The sequence below is a fragment of the Hyphomicrobium sp. genome, assembly GCF_051860585.1.
In the GTDB taxonomy this organism is placed as follows: domain Bacteria; phylum Pseudomonadota; class Alphaproteobacteria; order Rhizobiales; family Hyphomicrobiaceae; genus Hyphomicrobium_C.
The window spans coordinates 12982-30166 of record NZ_JBHYDS010000016.1 but is presented as its reverse complement, the minus strand read 5'-3'; the positions used below and the strand labels follow the sequence as shown (position 1 = coordinate 30166).

Here is a 17185-nt window from a genome sequence, read left to right as displayed (position 1 = left end):
TTGCATCAGGGACGAGGCATTGCATGAACGACAGGAATTCGAAGCCCAACGACGGCGCTCCCGCGTCGTGCTGCGGATCACACGGCCCAGCGCACGCCCCGGCCCACGGGCACGGACACGCTCATGCGCACGGCCACTCTCACGCCGCGCAGTCCGCGACGCCCGCCGCCATCGATCCCGTCTGCGGCATGACCGTCGATCCCGCGACCGCCAAGCACAGCCACGCCCACGACGGCACGACCTATTACTTCTGCTCGGCCCGTTGCCGCGAAAAGTTCGCCGCCGATCCGGCCGGCTATCTCGCCCCCGGCGAACCCGCGCCGCCCGCCGACCCCGGCGCCGTCTACACCTGCCCGATGCATGCGGAAATCCGCCAGATCGGCCCCGGCGCCTGCCCCATCTGCGGCATGGCGCTCGAGCCGGAGGTCGCCACCGCGGGCGACGCGCCCAATCCCGAACTGGCGGACATGACGCGCCGGCTCTGGATCGCGCTGGCCCTCACCCTTCCCGTGTTTGCCCTCGAGATGGGAAGTCACCTCTGGGGCCATCACATGCTTGACCGCCAGACCTCGAACTTTATCCAGCTCGCCCTCGCGACGCCGGTCGTGCTCTGGGCAGGCTGGCCGTTCTTCGAGCGCGGCTGGGCATCTCTCAAGACCCGCAACCTCAACATGTTCACGCTGATCGCAATCGGCACCGGCGTCGCCTGGATCTACAGCGTCGTCGGCGCACTCGCGCCGAGCCTGTTCCCGGCGGCGATGCGCGACGAAAACGGCTCGGTCGCCGTCTACTTTGAAGCCGCGGCCGTCATCACCGCGCTGGTCCTCGTCGGCCAAGTGCTGGAGTTGCGCGCCCGCGAGCGCACCGGCGGCGCCATCCGCGCACTCCTCGATCTCTCCCCCAAAACAGCGCGGCGCATCAGAGCCGACGGCACCGACGAAGACGTTGCCTTGGCCGGCATCGCGGTTGGCGACCGCCTGCGCGTGCGTCCGGGCGAGCACGTGCCCGTCGACGGCGAAATCCTGGAAGGCCGCAGCGCCATCGACGAATCCCTCGTGACCGGAGAGTCCATGCCCGTCACCAAAGGCGTGGGCGAGGTCGTGATCGGCGGCACCACGAACCAGTCCGGCGCCTTCGTCATGCGCGCCGACAAGATCGGCCGCGACACACTGCTCGCCCGCATCGTCCAGATGGTCGCCGACGCGCAGCGCAGCCGCGCCCCGATCCAGCGCCTCGTCGATCACGTTGCCGCGTGGTTCGTGCCGGCGGTCCTGTTCGTCGCGGCTCTGGCATTTGCGGCCTGGTGGATCTGGGGACCGGAGCCCCGGCTCGCCCATGCGCTCATCGCCGCCGTCTCGGTTCTCATCATCGCTTGCCCCTGCGCCCTGGGCCTCGCCACGCCGATGTCGATCATGGTCGCTGTCGGGCGCGGCGCACAATCCGGCATCCTGATCAAGAACGCCGAAGCGCTCGAACGCATGGAAAAGGTCGACACGCTCCTGGTCGACAAGACCGGCACGCTCACCGAAGGCAAACCGCGCGTCGTCGCCGTCGAGCCTGCGTCGGACATCTCCGAAGACGATCTCCTCCGCCTCGCCGCCAGCCTCGAGCGCGCCAGCGAGCATCCGTTGGCCGCCGCCATCGTCGCGGCCGCCCGCGAGCGGAACCTCGCCATCGTCGAGCCCAGCCGCTTCGAGCAGCCGATCGGCAAAGGCGTGCTCGGAACGGTCGAAGGCAAGCGTCTCGTCATCGGCAACGACCACATCATGCACGATGCCGGCATCGACACATCGTCGCTCCGGGACCGCGCCGACAGCCTCCGCCGCGATGGCGCCACGGCCATTTTCGTTGCCATCGATGGGTCGGCAGCCGGCGTTATCGCCATTGCCGATCCGATCAAGGCCACCACGCCGGCGGCAATTGCAGCGTTGAAGGAGGCGGGCCTGCGCGTCGTCATGCTGACCGGCGACCAGCGCACGACGGCGCTCGCCGTCGCGAGACAGCTTGGCATCGAGCACGTCGAGGCCGAAGTGCTGCCCGAGGACAAAAGCGCCATCGTCTCGCGCTACAAGCGGCAGGGACGTATCGTCGCCATGGCCGGCGACGGCATCAACGATGCCCCCGCGCTCGCCGCAGCCGACGTCGGCATCGCCATGGGCACCGGCACGGATGTCGCCATGGAAAGCGCAGGCGTGACGCTTCTGAAAGGCGATCTCACCGGCATTGCCCGCGCGCGCACGCTCTCGACCGCCACGATGGCCAACATCCGCCAGAACCTGGTGTTCGCCTTCGCTTACAACGCGGCCGGCGTCCCGATCGCGGCCGGCGTGCTCTACCCGGTCTTCGGCATCCTTCTGTCGCCGATGATCGCAGCCGCGGCCATGTCGCTGTCGTCGGTCAGCGTGGTCGCGAACGCACTCCGGCTACGCCGCGCGCGCATCTAGGCCCACGCGGCCCACCGCAACAACCCGCTCAGAACAAGGAGTACAGATGAAGCGGACCTTAGCACTTGCCTTCCCGGTCATGGCCTTCCCGGTCATGGGCATTCTCGCCTTGATCGCCCTGGCCCAAGAACACGATCACGACCCGCACGCGGCGCACAAGGCGGCGACGGCCGAATCAGGACCCAAGTCCGACTCCACCAAGGCGTTCGAGGAAGCCAATCTCAGAATGCATCACGGCATGTCGGCCGCGCTGACCGGGGATCCCGACGTGGATTTCATTCAAGGCATGATCCCGTACCACCAGGGCGCCATCGACATGGCCGAGATCGTCCTCAAGTACGGCAAGGACCCCGAGACGCGGAAGCTTGCCGAGGACATCATCAAGGCGCAAAAAACCGAAATCGCCTTCATGAAAGAGTGGCTGGCGAAACGCGGTAGGTAGACCGCTCCATCACCCGAAACCCGGAGGTACCTTCCGGGTTTCGGGTTTTGTCGAAGTGCCGAAACTTAGTACCCCTTCGGGCACCAGGATTCGCCGGAAGCCTTGCAAGATACGGGGAAGGCCTTCGCCATCTTCTCCGCTTTAGCCCATTCGTCCTCGTCGACGCCGTTGTTCACGTCGGCGTCCATCGCCGTAAACGTCGGTGCCGGATCGAGCTTCAGCTTGCTCTGGTTTGCGTCCCACTCTTTGCGGCTGATACTGCCGTTGCCATCGGTATCGATCGTGGCGAAACTGCCCGCCCAATCGGCAAGCGCGGCGGACGCCGGAATGAGAGCGGCAACAGCCGCAATCAAGACCTTCCTCATAGTTTCGACTCCCTTGTATTTGAGCTGCCCGTTGAGGGCGTTGACGCATCGGCAGGGCGCAAAACGCGCGATACTCAGCCTGCTTCCGCTGCCCGATTGAGCCGGCGGAGTGCGCTTTTTCACAAGGTCAGATCCGGCAAACCTTGGCGGGACAAGTTGCACACTTGGCCGCGATGAATGAGTGCCGGGATCGGGACGCGTGCGTGTCACGCACCGGCCGCGCACGTCGCACGCCGACCGCCGCTTGAGACCCGCCGGCGCCCCGTGCACGGGCACGACTTGCATCCACCCCACCCCGCAAAGATCCCTGTTGACCGGCAGGGGAAAGAGTGAGAACATTTGATGAACATCGACTCGCCAGACCGTCTCATCCCTTGCCCTCGCGGCCCGCTCCCCCGAGCGTTTCCGTGAGGCATTGAGGATTCGCGAGTCCGCTTCGACATCGCAGATTGAAGGACCACCATGACCGAGCCCGCCATCAAGTGCCCGAACTGTTCGACCGAAATCAAACTGACGGAGCAGCTCGCCGCTCCGATGCTCGAAGCCACGCGCCGGAAGTTTGAACACGCGATGTCGCAGAAGGACGCCGAGGTCGCCAAGCGCGAGGCCGAGATCGCCCGCCAGCAGGCCGCCCTCGCCAAGGAGAAGGCCGCCATTGCGGACCACGTGGCCGATCAGGTCGCCATCGAGCGCGAGGCCATCGTGGCGGAGGAAAGCCGCAAGGCGAAGCTCCTCGCCGCCGCCGACCTCGACCAGAAAAACAGGCAGCTCCTGGACCTGCAGGACGTGCTGCGCGAACGCGAAGGCAAACTTGCCGAAGCGCAGAAGGCCCAGGCCGATCTGATCCGCAAGGAACGCGAGTTGGACGACGCCCGCCGTGAAATGGACCTCACCATCGAGAAGCGGGTGCAGACCTCGCTCGGCGACGTGCGCCAGAAGGCCAAGGCGGAAGCCGAGGAAGGCCTCAAGCTGCGCGTGGCGGAAAAGGAGGAGCAGATTTCCTCCATGCAGCGCCAGATCGAGGACTTAAAGCGTAAAGCCGAGCAGGGCTCGCAGCAGCTTCAGGGCGAAGCCCTGGAACTCGAGCTTGAAAAGACCCTGCGCGGCCGCTTCCCGCGCGACCTGATCGAGCCCGTTCCGAAAGGCGAGTTCGGCGGCGACGTGCTGCATCGCGTGCTCGGGCCGTTCGACCAGGCGTGCGGCACCATTCTCTGGGAACTGAAGCGCACCAAGAATTGGAGCGACGGATGGCTCGCTAAGATCCGCGAGGATCAACGCCGCGCCAAAGCCGATTTCGCGCTCATTATTTCCAACGCCCTGCCGAAAGACGTCACCGCCTTCGACCTGATCGACGGCGTCTGGGTCGCAGAGCCGCGCTGCGCACTCCCCGTTGCGATCGCGTTGCGTCAGTCGCTCTTGGAACTGGCTGCTGCGCGCCATGCCCGCCAAGGCCAGGAGACGAAGATGGAGCTGGTCTACGACTACCTGACCGGCCCCCGTTTCCGTCACCGCGTCGAAGCGATCATCGAGAAGTTCAATGACATGCAGGAAGATCTCGACCGCGAGCGCAAATGGATGACCAAGCAGTGGGCCAAACGCGAGGCACAGATCCGCGTTGTCGTCGACGCCACTGCCGGCATGTACGGCGACGTCCAGGGCATTGCCGGCCAGGCTCTCGAAGAAATCGACGCGCTGTCCGTGCCGCTGCTCGAAGCCGAGGAACGCGACGCGGCGGAATGAGAACCGGGGGTGGGGATCGAATTAGGGCACCCCACCCGACTCCATCGCAGTCTTCTCGAGATGTTTCACGAACTTCTCGAAGGCGTCGACATAAGCCCCATCGATATACTCATCGAGCCGCACGATCAGTCCATCCCGAACGCGAATTCGAAACCTAATCTTGACGTCGAGCCGCTCACGCGTCTTCCGGTGCATGTGATACCCGAGCACGTTCGCCCGGATCTCATCAGTCTCAAAAAAGAAGTTCTCGACGACGAACGCGTCGACGACGAACGTCGCGCCGATCAAAGCCAGCCGCGCCGCGACCGCAGGCTTGCCCTCAGCGCTCAAGAGATAGGGAATGCCCATCGCGTCGACGTTCACGGTGTGGACGATGTCGTCCGCCATGAGAGACAACACACCCTCGCCATTGCCGTCGCTCCAATAGCGAACCGCCTGGCGGAAAACGGCTGCATCTTCCTCTTGCGACATCGGTCAACCCCGTCGTAGCCCGGGCTCGCCCGATCGACGAAGTTTAACCCATCTTTTGCGAAGCGATAAAGATCGTTCGTTATCTGAATTGCAGACGCAGGATCAGTCCACGAAGACGCGTGCCTCAAGGTGCACGAAGCAGCGGCTGATACCGCCAGCGCGGCACGAGCAGCAGCGCAATCGTCACGGCCACGCCCGTCGCCGCCGTCACCGCCGAGAGAATGAGCGTTTCGGGGCCGGCCGCCGCCGAGTTGGCGACAGCGATCCCGATCGCATGCGCGCCGGCGGCAAGAAACGCCGACGCGATGTCGTGGAACTTGCGCGCCTTGTTGGCGGCCAGCGTCCAGCGGACATCGGTGTTGAAACTGGGCAGACGCTCATGCGCGCCCCCGAGCTGTTCCAGCTCTGACAGGAAGCTCCGAAGGTTCGTCAGCGCCGCCTCGGACTTGTAGTTCAGGAAAACGAGGCAGAGCGAGGCGAGCGGAAATCCGAGCAGCAGCCAGATCGCCTTTGACGAGCCGCCCGAGTGGCCGTTGCCCAGCGCCACCATGGCCGCCAGCAGCGACAGCACGATCGTGACATAGAGCGCGAGCGACTGCTGCCGCTGCGCGATGCGCGCGTTCGCCTCCTGCGCGGCCGCGATGAACCGGTAGTTCGCGTCAACGATCGACATGCAGCGCCGCGTCCATGGAGCATTTTCCGACGAAGTGGATGCCGGTTCGTCGCAAGAAAATGCGACCATCAGATCAGTTCTCGTCCATCTTGAGCGCGGCGATAGCGACCCGCGCGACGAGCGCGCGCCGTATCGAAACTCGCCCCGACAGTCTCGGCTCGTCATTCGGATCAAACCACCCGCGAATGGCGTTATTCTGCGCCAGTGGAAACTTCGATCCCCCGAACTCACACCCTAATACCTAGAGATTTCAAGCCGCGCCAGATCGATCAGCCACACCCCGCGCGCCAGCCGCATTCAAGGAGCTGCAAAGACATGCCAGAGAAGATTTTGGTCTTGTACGGATCCTATCGCTCAGACCGGATGGGCATTCGATTGGCGGACTTCCTTGTCTCGCAGCTCGCTCAGCGCGGCGCGGACGTCGAGTTGATCGATGCCAAGGCCGTCGCACTTCCCATGCTCGACCGAATGTACAAGGAATTTGCGCCAGGCACCGCGCCGCCGGCAATGGAAGCCCTCGCCACCAAGATCAAGGCGGCCGACGCCTTCATCTTCGTGACCGGCGAATACAATTGGGGCATGCAGCCCGGGCTGAAGAATCTCACGGACCACTTTCTCGAGGAATGGTTTTGGCGTCCGGCCGCGATTGCCAGTTACTCGGCCGGCAGGTTCGCGGGCGCACGGTCCGGTGTCGCCTGGCACGGCACGCTTTCCGAGATGGGCATGGTCGTCATTTCGAGCACGCTCTCAGTCGGACAAATAGGCCAGGCGCTTGATCCTGCTGGCGCACCGACCGGCTCAGGCGGCGAGGCGTTGCAAAAAGCGTTCCCACGCTTCGCCGACGATCTGGCCTGGTGGAGCGAAGCCGCCAAAGCTCAACGCGCCACCAAGCCCCCTCCCTATTGAGGATCAGTTCTCGTCCATCTTGAGCGCCGCGATGAAGGCTTCCTGCGGGATTTCGACCTTGCCGAATTCGCGCATCTTCTTCTTGCCGGCCTTCTGCTTGTCGAGCAGTTTCCGTTTACGCGTGATGTCGCCGCCGTAGCACTTCGCGATCACGTCCTTGCGCAACGCACTGATCGTCTCGCGCGCGATCACCTTGCCGCCGATGGCCGCCTGGATCGGGATCTTGAACAAGTGCGGGCGGATCAGCTCCTTGAGCTTTTCGCACATCGACCGGCCGCGGTTCTCCGCGCGCGTACGATGCACGATCATGGACAGCGCATCGACCGGCTCGTCGTTGACGAGGATCGTCAACTTGACCAGCTCGTTCTCCTCGTAGCCTTTGATTTTGTAGTCGAACGACGCATAGCCACGCGAGACCGATTTCAGCCGGTCGTAAAAGTCGAACACCACCTCGTTGAGAGGAAGATCATAGATCAGCATGGCCCGATTGCCGACGTAGGTGAGCTGCTTTTGCCGCCCGCGCCGGTCCTGGCACAGCTTCAGCACGGACCCCAGATACTCATCCGGCACCAGGATCGTCGCCTCGATCCACGGCTCTTCGATGTGATCGATGCGCACCGTGTCCGGCATGTCCGCCGGGTTGTGCAGTTCGATGACCGACCCGTCGATCATGTGCAGGTGATAGATAACCGACGGCGCCGTCGTGATGAGGTCGAGGTTGAACTCGCGCTCGAGGCGCTCGGTGATGATTTCGAGATGCAAGAGGCCGAGGAAGCCGCAGCGGAAGCCGAAGCCCAGCGCCGCCGAGCTTTCCGCCTCGAACGAGAAGCTCGCGTCGTTGAGGCGCAGGCGCCCCATCGCATCGCGCAGATCTTCGAAGTCGGCCGCATCGACCGGAAAAAGGCCGCAGAACACGACCGGCTGGGCCGGCTTGAAGCCCGGCAGCGGATTGGGCGTCGGGTTCTTCTCGTCCGTCACCGTATCGCCGACGCGCGTGTCGGCCACTTCCTTGATCGCCGCCGTGAAGAAGCCGACCTCGCCCGGGCCGAGTTCCGACAGCATTTCCTGCTTCGGGCGGAAGATGCCGACGCGCTCCACCTGATAGTGGCCGTCCGTCGCCATCATCATGACCTTCTGGCCGCGCTTGAGCACGCCGTCGATGATGCGCACGAGCACGACGACGCCGAGGTAGGCATCGTACCAGCTATCGACGAGCATGGCCTTGAGGGGCTTGGACGCGTCGCCCGAGGGCGGCGGCAGCTTCTCGACGATGGCTTCGAGCACGGCCTGCACGTTGAGGCCCGTTTTCGCGGAAACGCCGACGGCCTCCGACGCATCGATGCCGATCACGTCTTCGATCTGCTGCTTGACGCGATCCTCGTCCGCCGACGGCAGATCGACCTTGTTCAGGACCGGCAGGATTTCGAGGTTGTTGTCGAGCGCCTGATAGACGTTGGCGAGCGTCTGGGCTTCCACGCCCTGGCTCGCGTCCACCACCAGCACCGCGCCCTCGCAGGCGGCCAGGCTGCGCGACACCTCATAGGCGAAGTCCACGTGGCCGGGCGTGTCCATCAGGTTGAGCTGATAGATCTTTCCGTCCGTGTGCTTGTAATCGAGGCGCACGGTCTGCGCCTTGATGGTGATGCCGCGCTCGCGCTCGATGTCCATCGAGTCGAGGATCTGCTCCTTCATCTCGCGGTTGGTCACGTTGCCGCAAAGCTGGATCAGCCGGTCCGACAGCGTCGACTTGCCGTGATCGATATGGGCGATGATGGAGAAGTTGCGGATCAATGAGGTATCGGTCATGCGCGCGTGCTTATCACCTCGGGAGACAGGGCAAAAGGGCGTTGCGGCCCCCTCGGGGGCGGCCATCGACCGCGCCCTCCATACCTGCTCCGATGCATCATTGGAATTGTTGTATTTAACCCCGATTTATCCGGCTTCCAGCGGTCCTGAAGGGAGCGCCAAAGCGCCTCTCGTCTTGACGGCGCCATAACGGTCGGCATGAGTGGCGGCGATAACCGAGCCGGATGGACCGAAAATGCGATTTGCCCCGTTTCTCGCTGCCGCTGTTGCCGTGACTGTTGCCGTCTCCGCCTTGCACGACCCCGCCTCCTCCGGCGGCATTGAATTCGGGCCCGCCAACACGCCGAAGCCGAAACCCCAGAAAAAAGCGCCGCCCCCGCCAGCCCCGCTTCCGGGCGCCGCGATCGATGGCGCGACAGCGCCACCCACTCCCGGAGCTCCGGCCCCCGCAGTCGCCGCGCCGAATGCCGCCCCACCTGCCGCGGCAGCCGCACCCGCGGCCAACCAACCTCCTGGCACGCCCGTCCGCGTCTCGACCAAGGGCTTGCCCCCGCCGGCGGCTCCGCGAAACTGCAAGACGACGTGGAGCTTCGACACCTGGATGCGCGACTTCCGCCGCGAAGCCGCCGCCGAGGGCATCAGCCCGCGCGTGATTTCCTCCGTCCTCGACGGCATGACGCCGGATCAGAGCGTCATCTCCCGCGACCGCAAGCAGGGCTTCTTCGCTCAAAGCTTCCTCGATTTCTCGGCCAAGCTCGCCACTCCGAACCGGGTGACCAACGGCCGCGCTCAGATCCAACGCAACCAGCAGACCTTCGACAGGGCCGTGAAGGAGTACGGCGTTGCGCCGTCGGTGATCACGGGCTTCTGGGCCCTGGAGAGCGATTTCGGCGCCGGCATGGGCAAGCTGCCGATCATGCGCTCGCTCGTCACGCTGGCTTACGATTGCCGCCGCGGGCCGATGTTCCGTGACGAATTGAAGGCCGCCCTTCAGATCATCCAGCGCGGCGACATGACCGTCGACACGATGATCGGCTCCTGGGCCGGCGAAATCGGCCAGACGCAGTTCCTGCCGACCCGGTACCTCGAACACGCCATCGACTATGACGGCGATGGCCGCCCCAACCTGTTCTCCAACGCCACCGACATCATCGGCACCACCGCCAACTACATGCACCATCTGGGCTGGCGGCCGAACGAGCCGTGGCTGGAGGAGGTCCGTGTGCCGGCCCAGATGCCTTGGGACCAGTCGGATCTCTCGATCAAGCATCCGCGCTCCAAGTGGGGCGAATGGGGCGTGACCCAGGCGGACGGCTCGCCCTTGCCCGCCGATGCCATGGCTGCCTCGCTGATCCTGCCGATGGGCCGCTTTGGGCCCGCCTTCCTGGCCTACCCGAACTTCGACGTCTATCTGCAGTGGAACCAGTCGTTGAACTACGCGGTGACGGCCGCTTACCTCGCGACCCGCATCGATGGTGCGCCGCCCATGCGGCGGGGCCGCGAAGGCATTCCGACCCTCAGCATCGACGAGGCCAAGGACCTCCAGCGTCTTCTGACCGCCCGCGGCTTCGATGTCGGCGAGATCGACGGCCTGATCGGATTGAAGAGCCGCCAGGCCATCAAGGCCATGCAGCTCAAGTACAATCTGCCTGCGGATTCGTACCCGACGCACGAGCTTTTGGCCGCCATGCACGGCGGCTGAGCCAGGCGTTCCCTGCGGGAGGCTTTACCCGCCGGGGTTCCGATTCTATCAATGCGCGGGGGGAGACGCGCGGCAACTCGCCGCGCGCGTAGGGGAGTACCGGGCCGTGCAGCGTACCACTGTGACCGGAACGAGTGTGACCGGAACGAGTTTGACCGCGTTCGACGACCAGCTTGCCCGGTTCAATGCCGCCGCCGGCAAGCCGTACGTCAGCACGCACGAGCTCGAAACCAGCCTCCGCGGCCTTTATAGCGGCCTGTTCGACACCGACTTCACGGACGCCGACCCGCTTGAAGTCGCCCAGGCGGCCCCCCGCCTCATGCACGGCCTGTTCGCGGCCCGGATGCGCATGCGCGACCGGATCGGCGAATGGAAGGCCGCCGGCATCTTCGCGCGGCCTGCCGAGATCGCCCTGCGCAATGTGTTCCGCATCGCCCGCAACGCCTCCGACATGCTGGGCGAGATCGCATCCAACAACGCCCGCCTGGCCCCCGGGGAAAAGAGCACGCGTGGTTTTTCCGGCACGAACTGGAACACGCTGGTCCACCCGGCCTACGCCGACGGCCGCAACATTCCATTTCAGTCGGGCGACTTGCTCCTCATGCGCGGCAGCGCCCACAACAGCGCCGCCATCGCCCGCATCGGCGACGTCGACAGCCAGTTCAGCCACATCGCCATCATCTACATCGACCCCGAGGGACAGAACTGGGTGGTGGAGGCGCTGATCGAGGACGGCTCCGTCATCAATACGCTCGACCACGTCCTGCACCATGGCCTCGGCCGCGCCGTGCTGTACCGGTCGAAAGACCCTGCCGTCGCCGCCCGCGCCGCCAAGCTCGCCTACGACCGTGTTCAAGCTACGAAGACCGGCAAGGCGCCCCACATCCCCTACGATTTCTCGATGCGCCTGAAAGGCCGCCGCTCGCTCTTCTGCGCCAAGCTCGTCTCCCAGGCCTACGCCGACGCGACCAACGGCGCCCTGCAGCTGCCGATGTTCAAAACCCGCTTCGACAAGCGCAACAAGGCGTTCTTCAAAAGCATCGGCGTCCGCGCCAAGGAGACGTTCGCCCCCGGCGACATCGATCTCGATCCCCGCTTCGATCTCGTCGCCGAATGGCAGGAGTACCGGCTCACGCCGCTGCTGCGCCGCCAGGACATGGTGATGACCAAGTTCTTCGAGTGGATGGAGACACGCGGCTACGTCTTTGAAGAGAACCTGTTCATCAAGTTCATCGCCATCTTCGGGCGCCTGTCGAGCTACCTGTCGGACGAGAGCAAGGCCCTCATGGCCAGCGTCGTGCCGAAGGTGCCGCGCAACATGAGCCGCGCCTGCGTCGCCACCATCGTCATGCTGCACAAATCGGCCGAGGAGGTGATGCCCGCGCTCGCCGCCCTGGACGAGGATCACGTCAAGATGACGGGCTTCCCGCTCCATCCTCGTGACATGCTCGTTCACCTGGAGAAGTTGCGCGAAGTCTCGGGCGGCCGCATCGGCTATCTGCGCGGCAAGGCTTAAGCCTTTTCGGCCTGCCGCCGTTTGGGCCTAGCCCTGTTCCGCCTGCGACCGGTTCGCGCCGGCCTCGGGACGCAGCGCGACCCTGAGCGTGACGTAGCAGAAGAAATACAGCGCTTCCCAAGCCAGCAGCGTACCGAGCTTCAGGCCAAGGTTCCCGTACGAGTCGAAAAATACGGCTCCGAGGAGGATCAAAGCAAAAGCCGGAATAAAGACCACAAAGGGCGCTCGCGCCGCGCCGCTCCAGCCCCCGCCCAGCGCCGACCACGCCACGATATGCGCGAGCGAAAACGTGAAGATGATACTGAGCTCGCACATGGCGCGCGTCCTCCATTGGGCACACTCGGCCCAGGGAGAAAACCTATCAGCCCGCTGTCAATTCATCGTTCAATTGTCACGTAAAATTTTACGGACCTTAAGGAGAGATTCACCGTGCTTCCGGCTTACGAGGCGGTGGCCCGGCCTCGAAGTTCGGCACCGCGTCGGTTGTCAGATCCCAATGCGGCCGGCGCTTCGTATAGAGAACGATTTCCGGCTCGAACCAGCTGCTGTCGTCGAACGCACCGGCGGCCATGACGATCATGCCAGGACGCGCTTTGCTGTAGAGAAAAACACGTCCCCCGCAGGTCGGACAAAAGTGGCGCGTCAGCACGTTGCCGCTGTCGGACGCGCTGGCGAAACTCGCAGTCTCGCCGGTTAAATCCACATCCTCGACGCGAAAAATCGCGTTCGACATATGCCCCGTGCCCGAAGTCCGTTGGCAATCGAGACAGTGGCATTGCGCCATGCGGATGGGCGCGCCGGCCACCTTGAAGCGAACGGCCCCGCAAAGACACCCGCCTTCTGCTTGGACCGTGTTTGCCATGACAAGGTTGCTCCGCTCCGCTCCGCTCCGAACGCACTTAGTGCAGCTTGACGTGCGGCTCCGTGCGGCGCGTCAGCAGCCGCGAAAGGGTATCGAGCGCAACCTTCCAGTAACCATGCAGCGCCGTCTCGTGCATCTTGTAGAGCGAGCGATACATCAGCTTGGCGACGAAGCCCTCGATCAGCATTTTCCGGCCCGTGACGAAGCCCATCAGGCTGCCGACCGTCGAATAGTGGCCGAGCGAGACCAGCGAACCGAAGTCGCGATACTTGAACGGCTTGAGCGGCAGCCCCGCCAGGCGCGCCTTGAACTGCTTGACGAGGTGGCTGGCTTCCTGATGCGCCGCCTGTGCGCGCGGCGGAATGGCCTGCGTCTCTCCGGGCGGCACGAGATAGGCGCAGTCGCCGCACGCGAACACGTCGGGATCGATCGTCGTCCGGAGCGTCTCCTTGACGACGAGCTGGTTGGAACGGCTGACCTCGAGCCCGTCGAGCCGAGCGAGCACATCCGGCCCCTTTACACCCGCCGCCCACACGACAAGCTCCGACGGCACGAAGTCGCCGTTCGCGAGCTTGACGCCGGTCGACGTGACCTCGGTCACGCGCGCGTTGGTGCGGATGTCGACGTTGAGCTTGGACAGGATCTCGGACGTCGCCGCCGAAACGCGCGGCGGCAGCGCCGGCACGACCCGGTCCGCGGCCTCGATGAGCGTGATCTTGATGTCCTTCTCGGGATCGATCTTGTCGAGACCGAAGGCCACCACGCCGCGCGCCGTGCCGTGCAACTCGGCCGAAAGCTCGGTGCCCGTCGCACCCGCGCCGATGATCGCGACGTGCAATTGCTCGGGCAGGATCGGCCCAGGTTGCGTGTTCGCGCGCACGCAGGCATTGATCAGGCGGCGATTGAACCGCTCCGCCTGCTCGGGCGTGTCGAGCATCAGAGCATGCTCTTTCGCACCCGGCACGCCGAAATCGTTCGACACGCTGCCGATCGCGATCACGAGCGTATCGTAGGGAAGCCACCGGTCGGGCGTCACTTCGCGCCCATCCTCGTCCACCGTACGCGCGAGATGCACGAGCTTCTTGGCCCGGTCGAGACCGATCATCTCACCGTAGCGGTATTTGAAGCCATGCCAGTGGCCCTGCGCCATGTACTCGACCTCGTGGCGGTCGACGTCCATGCTGCCGGCGGCGATTTCGTGCAGCAGCGGCTTCCAGATGTGCGTGCGCGATCGATCGACCAGCGTGATCGCGGCCGACCGCTTGCGGAACCAGCCGTCGGTGCCGAGCTTCTTGCCGAGGCTCGTCGCAAGCTCAAGACCGCCCGCGCCGCCTCCCACCACGATGATGTGGTGCAGATCGGGCTTCGGCAAAATCAGCGGACCGGCGCCGCTCTGAACCGTGGCGTCTCCAACCATCGCATGTCTCCCGCACTTGCTCTGTCGGCGCAGTCTCTTACCAGGATTTCGAGGACGCGGGCGACGAATTTCGAGCACTCGGAGCCATGGCCATCCGCCTCATCCGCTTTCCTCGCTCCGCTCGGAAGTCCGCCTCACCCACCATGGCGAAAGCCATGCTGCGCATAGACGGGAGAGGCGAAGTGAGGACTCCGACACTCCTTCACCTCTCCCCCTGGGGAGAGGTCGGAAGCGATCGGCCATGGCGGAGCTATGCTCCGCATGGACATCGCTTCCGGGTGAGGGGGGCGATGCGCACGCCCCCTCCGCCTAGCTTCGGATCTCGCCGCCCGTCGCCTTCTTGACGTCCGCGATCACCTTCTGAGCGATCGCCTCGATGTCCTTGTCCGTCAGCGTCTCGGCCGCGGGCTGTAGCGTCACTTCGATGGCGACCGACTTCTTCCCTTCCGCCGCCAGCGCGCCGCCCTCGAACACGTCGAACACGGCGACGCCCGAGATCAGCGCCTTGTCCGCGCCCAGCGCAGCACGCACGACGTCACCCGCGTTCACGCCGCGATCCAGCACGAAAGCGAAATCGCGCCGCACCGGCAGCAGGTCGGATTGCGCCAGAGGCGCCTTGGCCCGGCTCTTCTTCTTTTCGGCCGGAGCTGCGTCGAGAAACACCTGGAACGCCACCACGGGAGCCGCCACATCGAGCGCGGCAAGCGTCCGCGGATTGATCTCGCCGAAATGCGCGAGCACCGTCTTCGGGCCGAGCCGCAGCGTGCCCGACCGGCCGGGATGGAACCACGCCGGCGCGTCGGGCGTGATCTGCGCCTTCGAGGCATCGATCCCCAGCGCGGCGATGACAGCCAGCGCATCGGACTTGGCGTCGAACACGGACACGTCCGCCGCGCGGCCGTCCCAATGCCGTCCGCCGCCGGATACGCCCGCCGTCCCGGCGCGCACGCCGGCAGCCGCCACGAACTGATCGTCGGGCGCCTCGCCGCGATAGGCCTGCCCGAGTTCGAACAGCCCCACGTCGGCAATGCCGCGGTTGCGATTGCGTTCGACCGCCGTCAGCAGGCCCGGCAGCAGGCTCGGCCGCATCACGGCCAGATCCACGGAAATCGGGTTGGCCAATTCAACCAGCGTCGCCCCGGCGCCGAACGCCTCCGCTTGCGCCTTCGGCAGGAACGACCACGTCACGGCTTCGACGAGCCCGCGCGCGGCCAGCAGGCGGCGCACCTTGCGCGCGCGCTTCTGCCGGTCCGTCAGCACGGCGCGTGCGATACCGCTCGTCCGCGGCAGCGGCGTCGCGGGAATGCGCTCGATGCCGGCGATGCGCACGACTTCTTCGACGAGATCCGCCGACCCGTGAATGTCCGGACGCCATGACGGCGGCGTCACCTCGAACACCTTGCCTTCGCCGACCAGCACGCACCCGAGCGTCTCGAGAATGGTCGTGATCTCGTCAACCGGCAGCGCCAGTCCCGAGAGCTTCTCCACGCGGTCGAGATCGAACACGATGCAGCGCTTCGTATCCGGAACCTTGCCCGCAAGCGTCGCCTTGGACGGCTTGCCGCCGCAAATCTTGAGGATCATCTGCGTCGCGAGATCGAGGCCCGGCAGCACGCTTTCGGGATCGACGCCGCGCTCGAACCGGTAGCGGGCATCCGTAACGAGCCCGGTCTTGCGCCCGGTCGAAGCCGTCCGCAGCGGATCGAAATAGGCGCTCTCGATCAGCACGTTCTTGGTCGCGTCCGTCGAGCCTGACGCCTCTCCGCCGATGACGCCACCAAGCCCGAGAGGCCCGCTGTCGTCTGCGATCACGCACATCGTGCCGTCGACGCCATACTCCTTGCCGTCGAGGCCAAGAAACTTTTCACCGTCCTTGCCGAGGCGCGCGCGCACGGCGCCCTTGAGCTTGTCGGCGTCATAGACATGCAACGGCCGGCCGCGGTCCTGGCTGATGTAGTTCGTCACGTCCACCAGCGCATTGATCGGCCGCAGCCCAACGGCCTTGAGACGGGTCTGCATCCAGTCCGGCGACGGGCCGTTCGTAACGCCCTTGATCAGGCGGCCCGCGAACACGGGACACGCGTCCGCATTGTCCTTCGCGAAGTCGAGCTTGATTTCGACTGGGTTGTCGAAGCCGCCTTCGACGCCGGAGATCGTCTTCTCGTCCTTGAGCTCACCCACGCCCGCCGCCGCGAGATCGCGCGCGATACCGCGCACGCCCGTGCAATCCGGCCGGTTCGGCGTCAGCTTCACTTCGAACACGGGGTCGTTGAGTCCAGCCGCATCAATGTAGCGGGCGCCAACCTGCTCGGCCATCTCGGCCGGCAGATCGAGAATGCCTTCGGCGTCGCTGGCAAGCTCGAGTTCGGCCGCCGAGCACATCATGCCGTTCGAGACGACGCCGCGCACCGGCTTCTTCTCGAGCGTGATCTTGGAGCCGGGAATGTAGGTGCCGAGCGGCGCGAACACGCTGATCATGCCGGCGCGCGCATTCGGCGCTCCGCACACGACTTCGAACAGCGGCTGGCCTTTTTCGACCTCGACCTGCACGATCTGCAGCTTGTCCGCGTTCGGATGGCGCTTGGCCTCGACGATGCGCGCGACACGGAACGCGCCGAGCTTCGCCGCCGGATCCTCGACGCTTTCCACTTCGAGCCCGATGGCCGAAAGCTTCGTCGCGATCTCCTCGACGGACGCCTTCGTCCTGAGATGATCCTTGAGCCAGCTGAGCGTGAATTTCATTGGTCACTCCCTGATCCTCTCCCCGCAGGAGAGAGGGCGAGCACGCCCTTCGCCTCTCCCCTTGGGGAGAGGCCGGGCGCGATCGAAGATCGCGTCCGG

The 17185-nt window shown here is 65.0% G+C and carries 14 protein-coding genes; 6 read left to right on the top strand and 8 right to left on the bottom strand.

The features are described 5' to 3' along the window. The first annotated feature begins 23 nt into the window (after window positions 1–23). Both ACTIFK_RS18290 and copM read left to right on the top strand, forming a co-directional pair. Window positions 24–2444 carry a heavy metal translocating P-type ATPase gene (locus ACTIFK_RS18290; protein WP_439544449.1) on the top strand — a complete coding sequence of 807 codons (2421 nt, stop codon included), beginning with the start codon at window positions 24–26 and terminating at the stop codon, window positions 2442–2444. Window positions 2445–2490: 46 nt separating this feature from the next. Further along, complete coding sequence (gene copM / locus ACTIFK_RS18285; protein ID WP_439544448.1) at window positions 2491–2886, top strand: CopM family metallochaperone; 396 nt, start codon at window positions 2491–2493, stop codon at window positions 2884–2886. A 65-nt stretch (window positions 2887–2951) separates the two neighbouring features. Here copM and ACTIFK_RS18280 read toward each other — a convergent pair whose 3' ends face one another. After that, window positions 2952–3251, bottom strand: a complete 300-nt coding sequence (locus tag ACTIFK_RS18280; protein WP_439544447.1) for a hypothetical protein — start codon at window positions 3249–3251, stop codon at window positions 2952–2954. Window positions 3252–3713: 462 nt separating this feature from the next. Here ACTIFK_RS18280 and ACTIFK_RS18275 point away from each other — a divergent pair, with 462 nt between their 5' ends. Further along, on the top strand, window positions 3714–4991 hold the full coding sequence (locus ACTIFK_RS18275; RefSeq protein WP_439544446.1) for a DUF2130 domain-containing protein: 1278 nt from the start codon (window positions 3714–3716) through the stop codon (window positions 4989–4991). A gap of 21 nt (window positions 4992–5012) precedes the next feature. Here ACTIFK_RS18275 and ACTIFK_RS18270 read toward each other — a convergent pair whose 3' ends face one another. Next, window positions 5013–5462: a nuclear transport factor 2 family protein gene (locus tag ACTIFK_RS18270; protein WP_439544445.1), complete on the bottom strand. Its 450-nt coding sequence runs from the start codon at window positions 5460–5462 to the stop codon at window positions 5013–5015. A 124-nt stretch (window positions 5463–5586) separates the two neighbouring features. Beyond that, window positions 5587–6135 (bottom strand): hypothetical protein, encoded by a 549-nt coding sequence (locus ACTIFK_RS18265; protein ID WP_439544444.1) that lies wholly within the window; start codon window positions 6133–6135, stop codon window positions 5587–5589. Between the two features lie 315 nt (window positions 6136–6450). Here ACTIFK_RS18265 and ACTIFK_RS18260 point away from each other — a divergent pair, with 315 nt between their 5' ends. Next, the gene (locus tag ACTIFK_RS18260; RefSeq protein ID WP_439544443.1) at window positions 6451–7041 is read left to right on the top strand and encodes an NADPH-dependent FMN reductase; all 591 of its coding nucleotides are present in this window, start codon (window positions 6451–6453) and stop codon (window positions 7039–7041) included. 3 nt (window positions 7042–7044) lie between these two features. Here ACTIFK_RS18260 and lepA read toward each other — a convergent pair whose 3' ends face one another. Further along, a complete protein-coding gene (gene lepA / locus ACTIFK_RS18255; RefSeq protein ID WP_439544442.1) occupies window positions 7045–8847 on the bottom strand; it encodes a translation elongation factor 4 in 1803 nt (600 codons plus the stop codon). A gap of 235 nt (window positions 8848–9082) precedes the next feature. Here lepA and ACTIFK_RS18250 point away from each other — a divergent pair, with 235 nt between their 5' ends. Then, window positions 9083–10549, top strand: a complete 1467-nt coding sequence (locus ACTIFK_RS18250) for a lytic murein transglycosylase (RefSeq protein WP_439544441.1) — start codon at window positions 9083–9085, stop codon at window positions 10547–10549. 106 nt (window positions 10550–10655) lie between these two features. After that, complete coding sequence (locus ACTIFK_RS18245) at window positions 10656–12065, top strand: YiiX/YebB-like N1pC/P60 family cysteine hydrolase (protein WP_439544440.1); 1410 nt, start codon at window positions 10656–10658, stop codon at window positions 12063–12065. Window positions 12066–12092: 27 nt separating this feature from the next. On the opposite strand, the gene ACTIFK_RS18240 is transcribed toward ACTIFK_RS18245, so the two are convergent. The 4 genes from ACTIFK_RS18240 to pheT all read right to left on the bottom strand — a co-directional run bounded on the left by ACTIFK_RS18240 (window position 12093) and on the right by pheT (window position 17086). Beyond that, on the bottom strand, window positions 12093–12380 hold the full coding sequence (locus ACTIFK_RS18240; protein WP_439544439.1) for a hypothetical protein: 288 nt from the start codon (window positions 12378–12380) through the stop codon (window positions 12093–12095). A gap of 109 nt (window positions 12381–12489) precedes the next feature. Continuing rightward, window positions 12490–12927 carry a GFA family protein gene (locus ACTIFK_RS18235; protein WP_439544438.1) on the bottom strand — a complete coding sequence of 146 codons (438 nt, stop codon included), beginning with the start codon at window positions 12925–12927 and terminating at the stop codon, window positions 12490–12492. Between the two features lie 37 nt (window positions 12928–12964). Next, window positions 12965–14344, bottom strand: coding sequence for an NAD(P)/FAD-dependent oxidoreductase (locus ACTIFK_RS18230; RefSeq protein WP_439544437.1), 1380 nt, complete (start codon window positions 14342–14344; stop codon window positions 12965–12967). A 309-nt stretch (window positions 14345–14653) separates the two neighbouring features. Continuing rightward, window positions 14654–17086 (bottom strand): phenylalanine--tRNA ligase subunit beta, encoded by a 2433-nt coding sequence (gene pheT, locus ACTIFK_RS18225; protein WP_439544436.1) that lies wholly within the window; start codon window positions 17084–17086, stop codon window positions 14654–14656. Window positions 17087–17185: the final 99 nt, after the last annotated feature.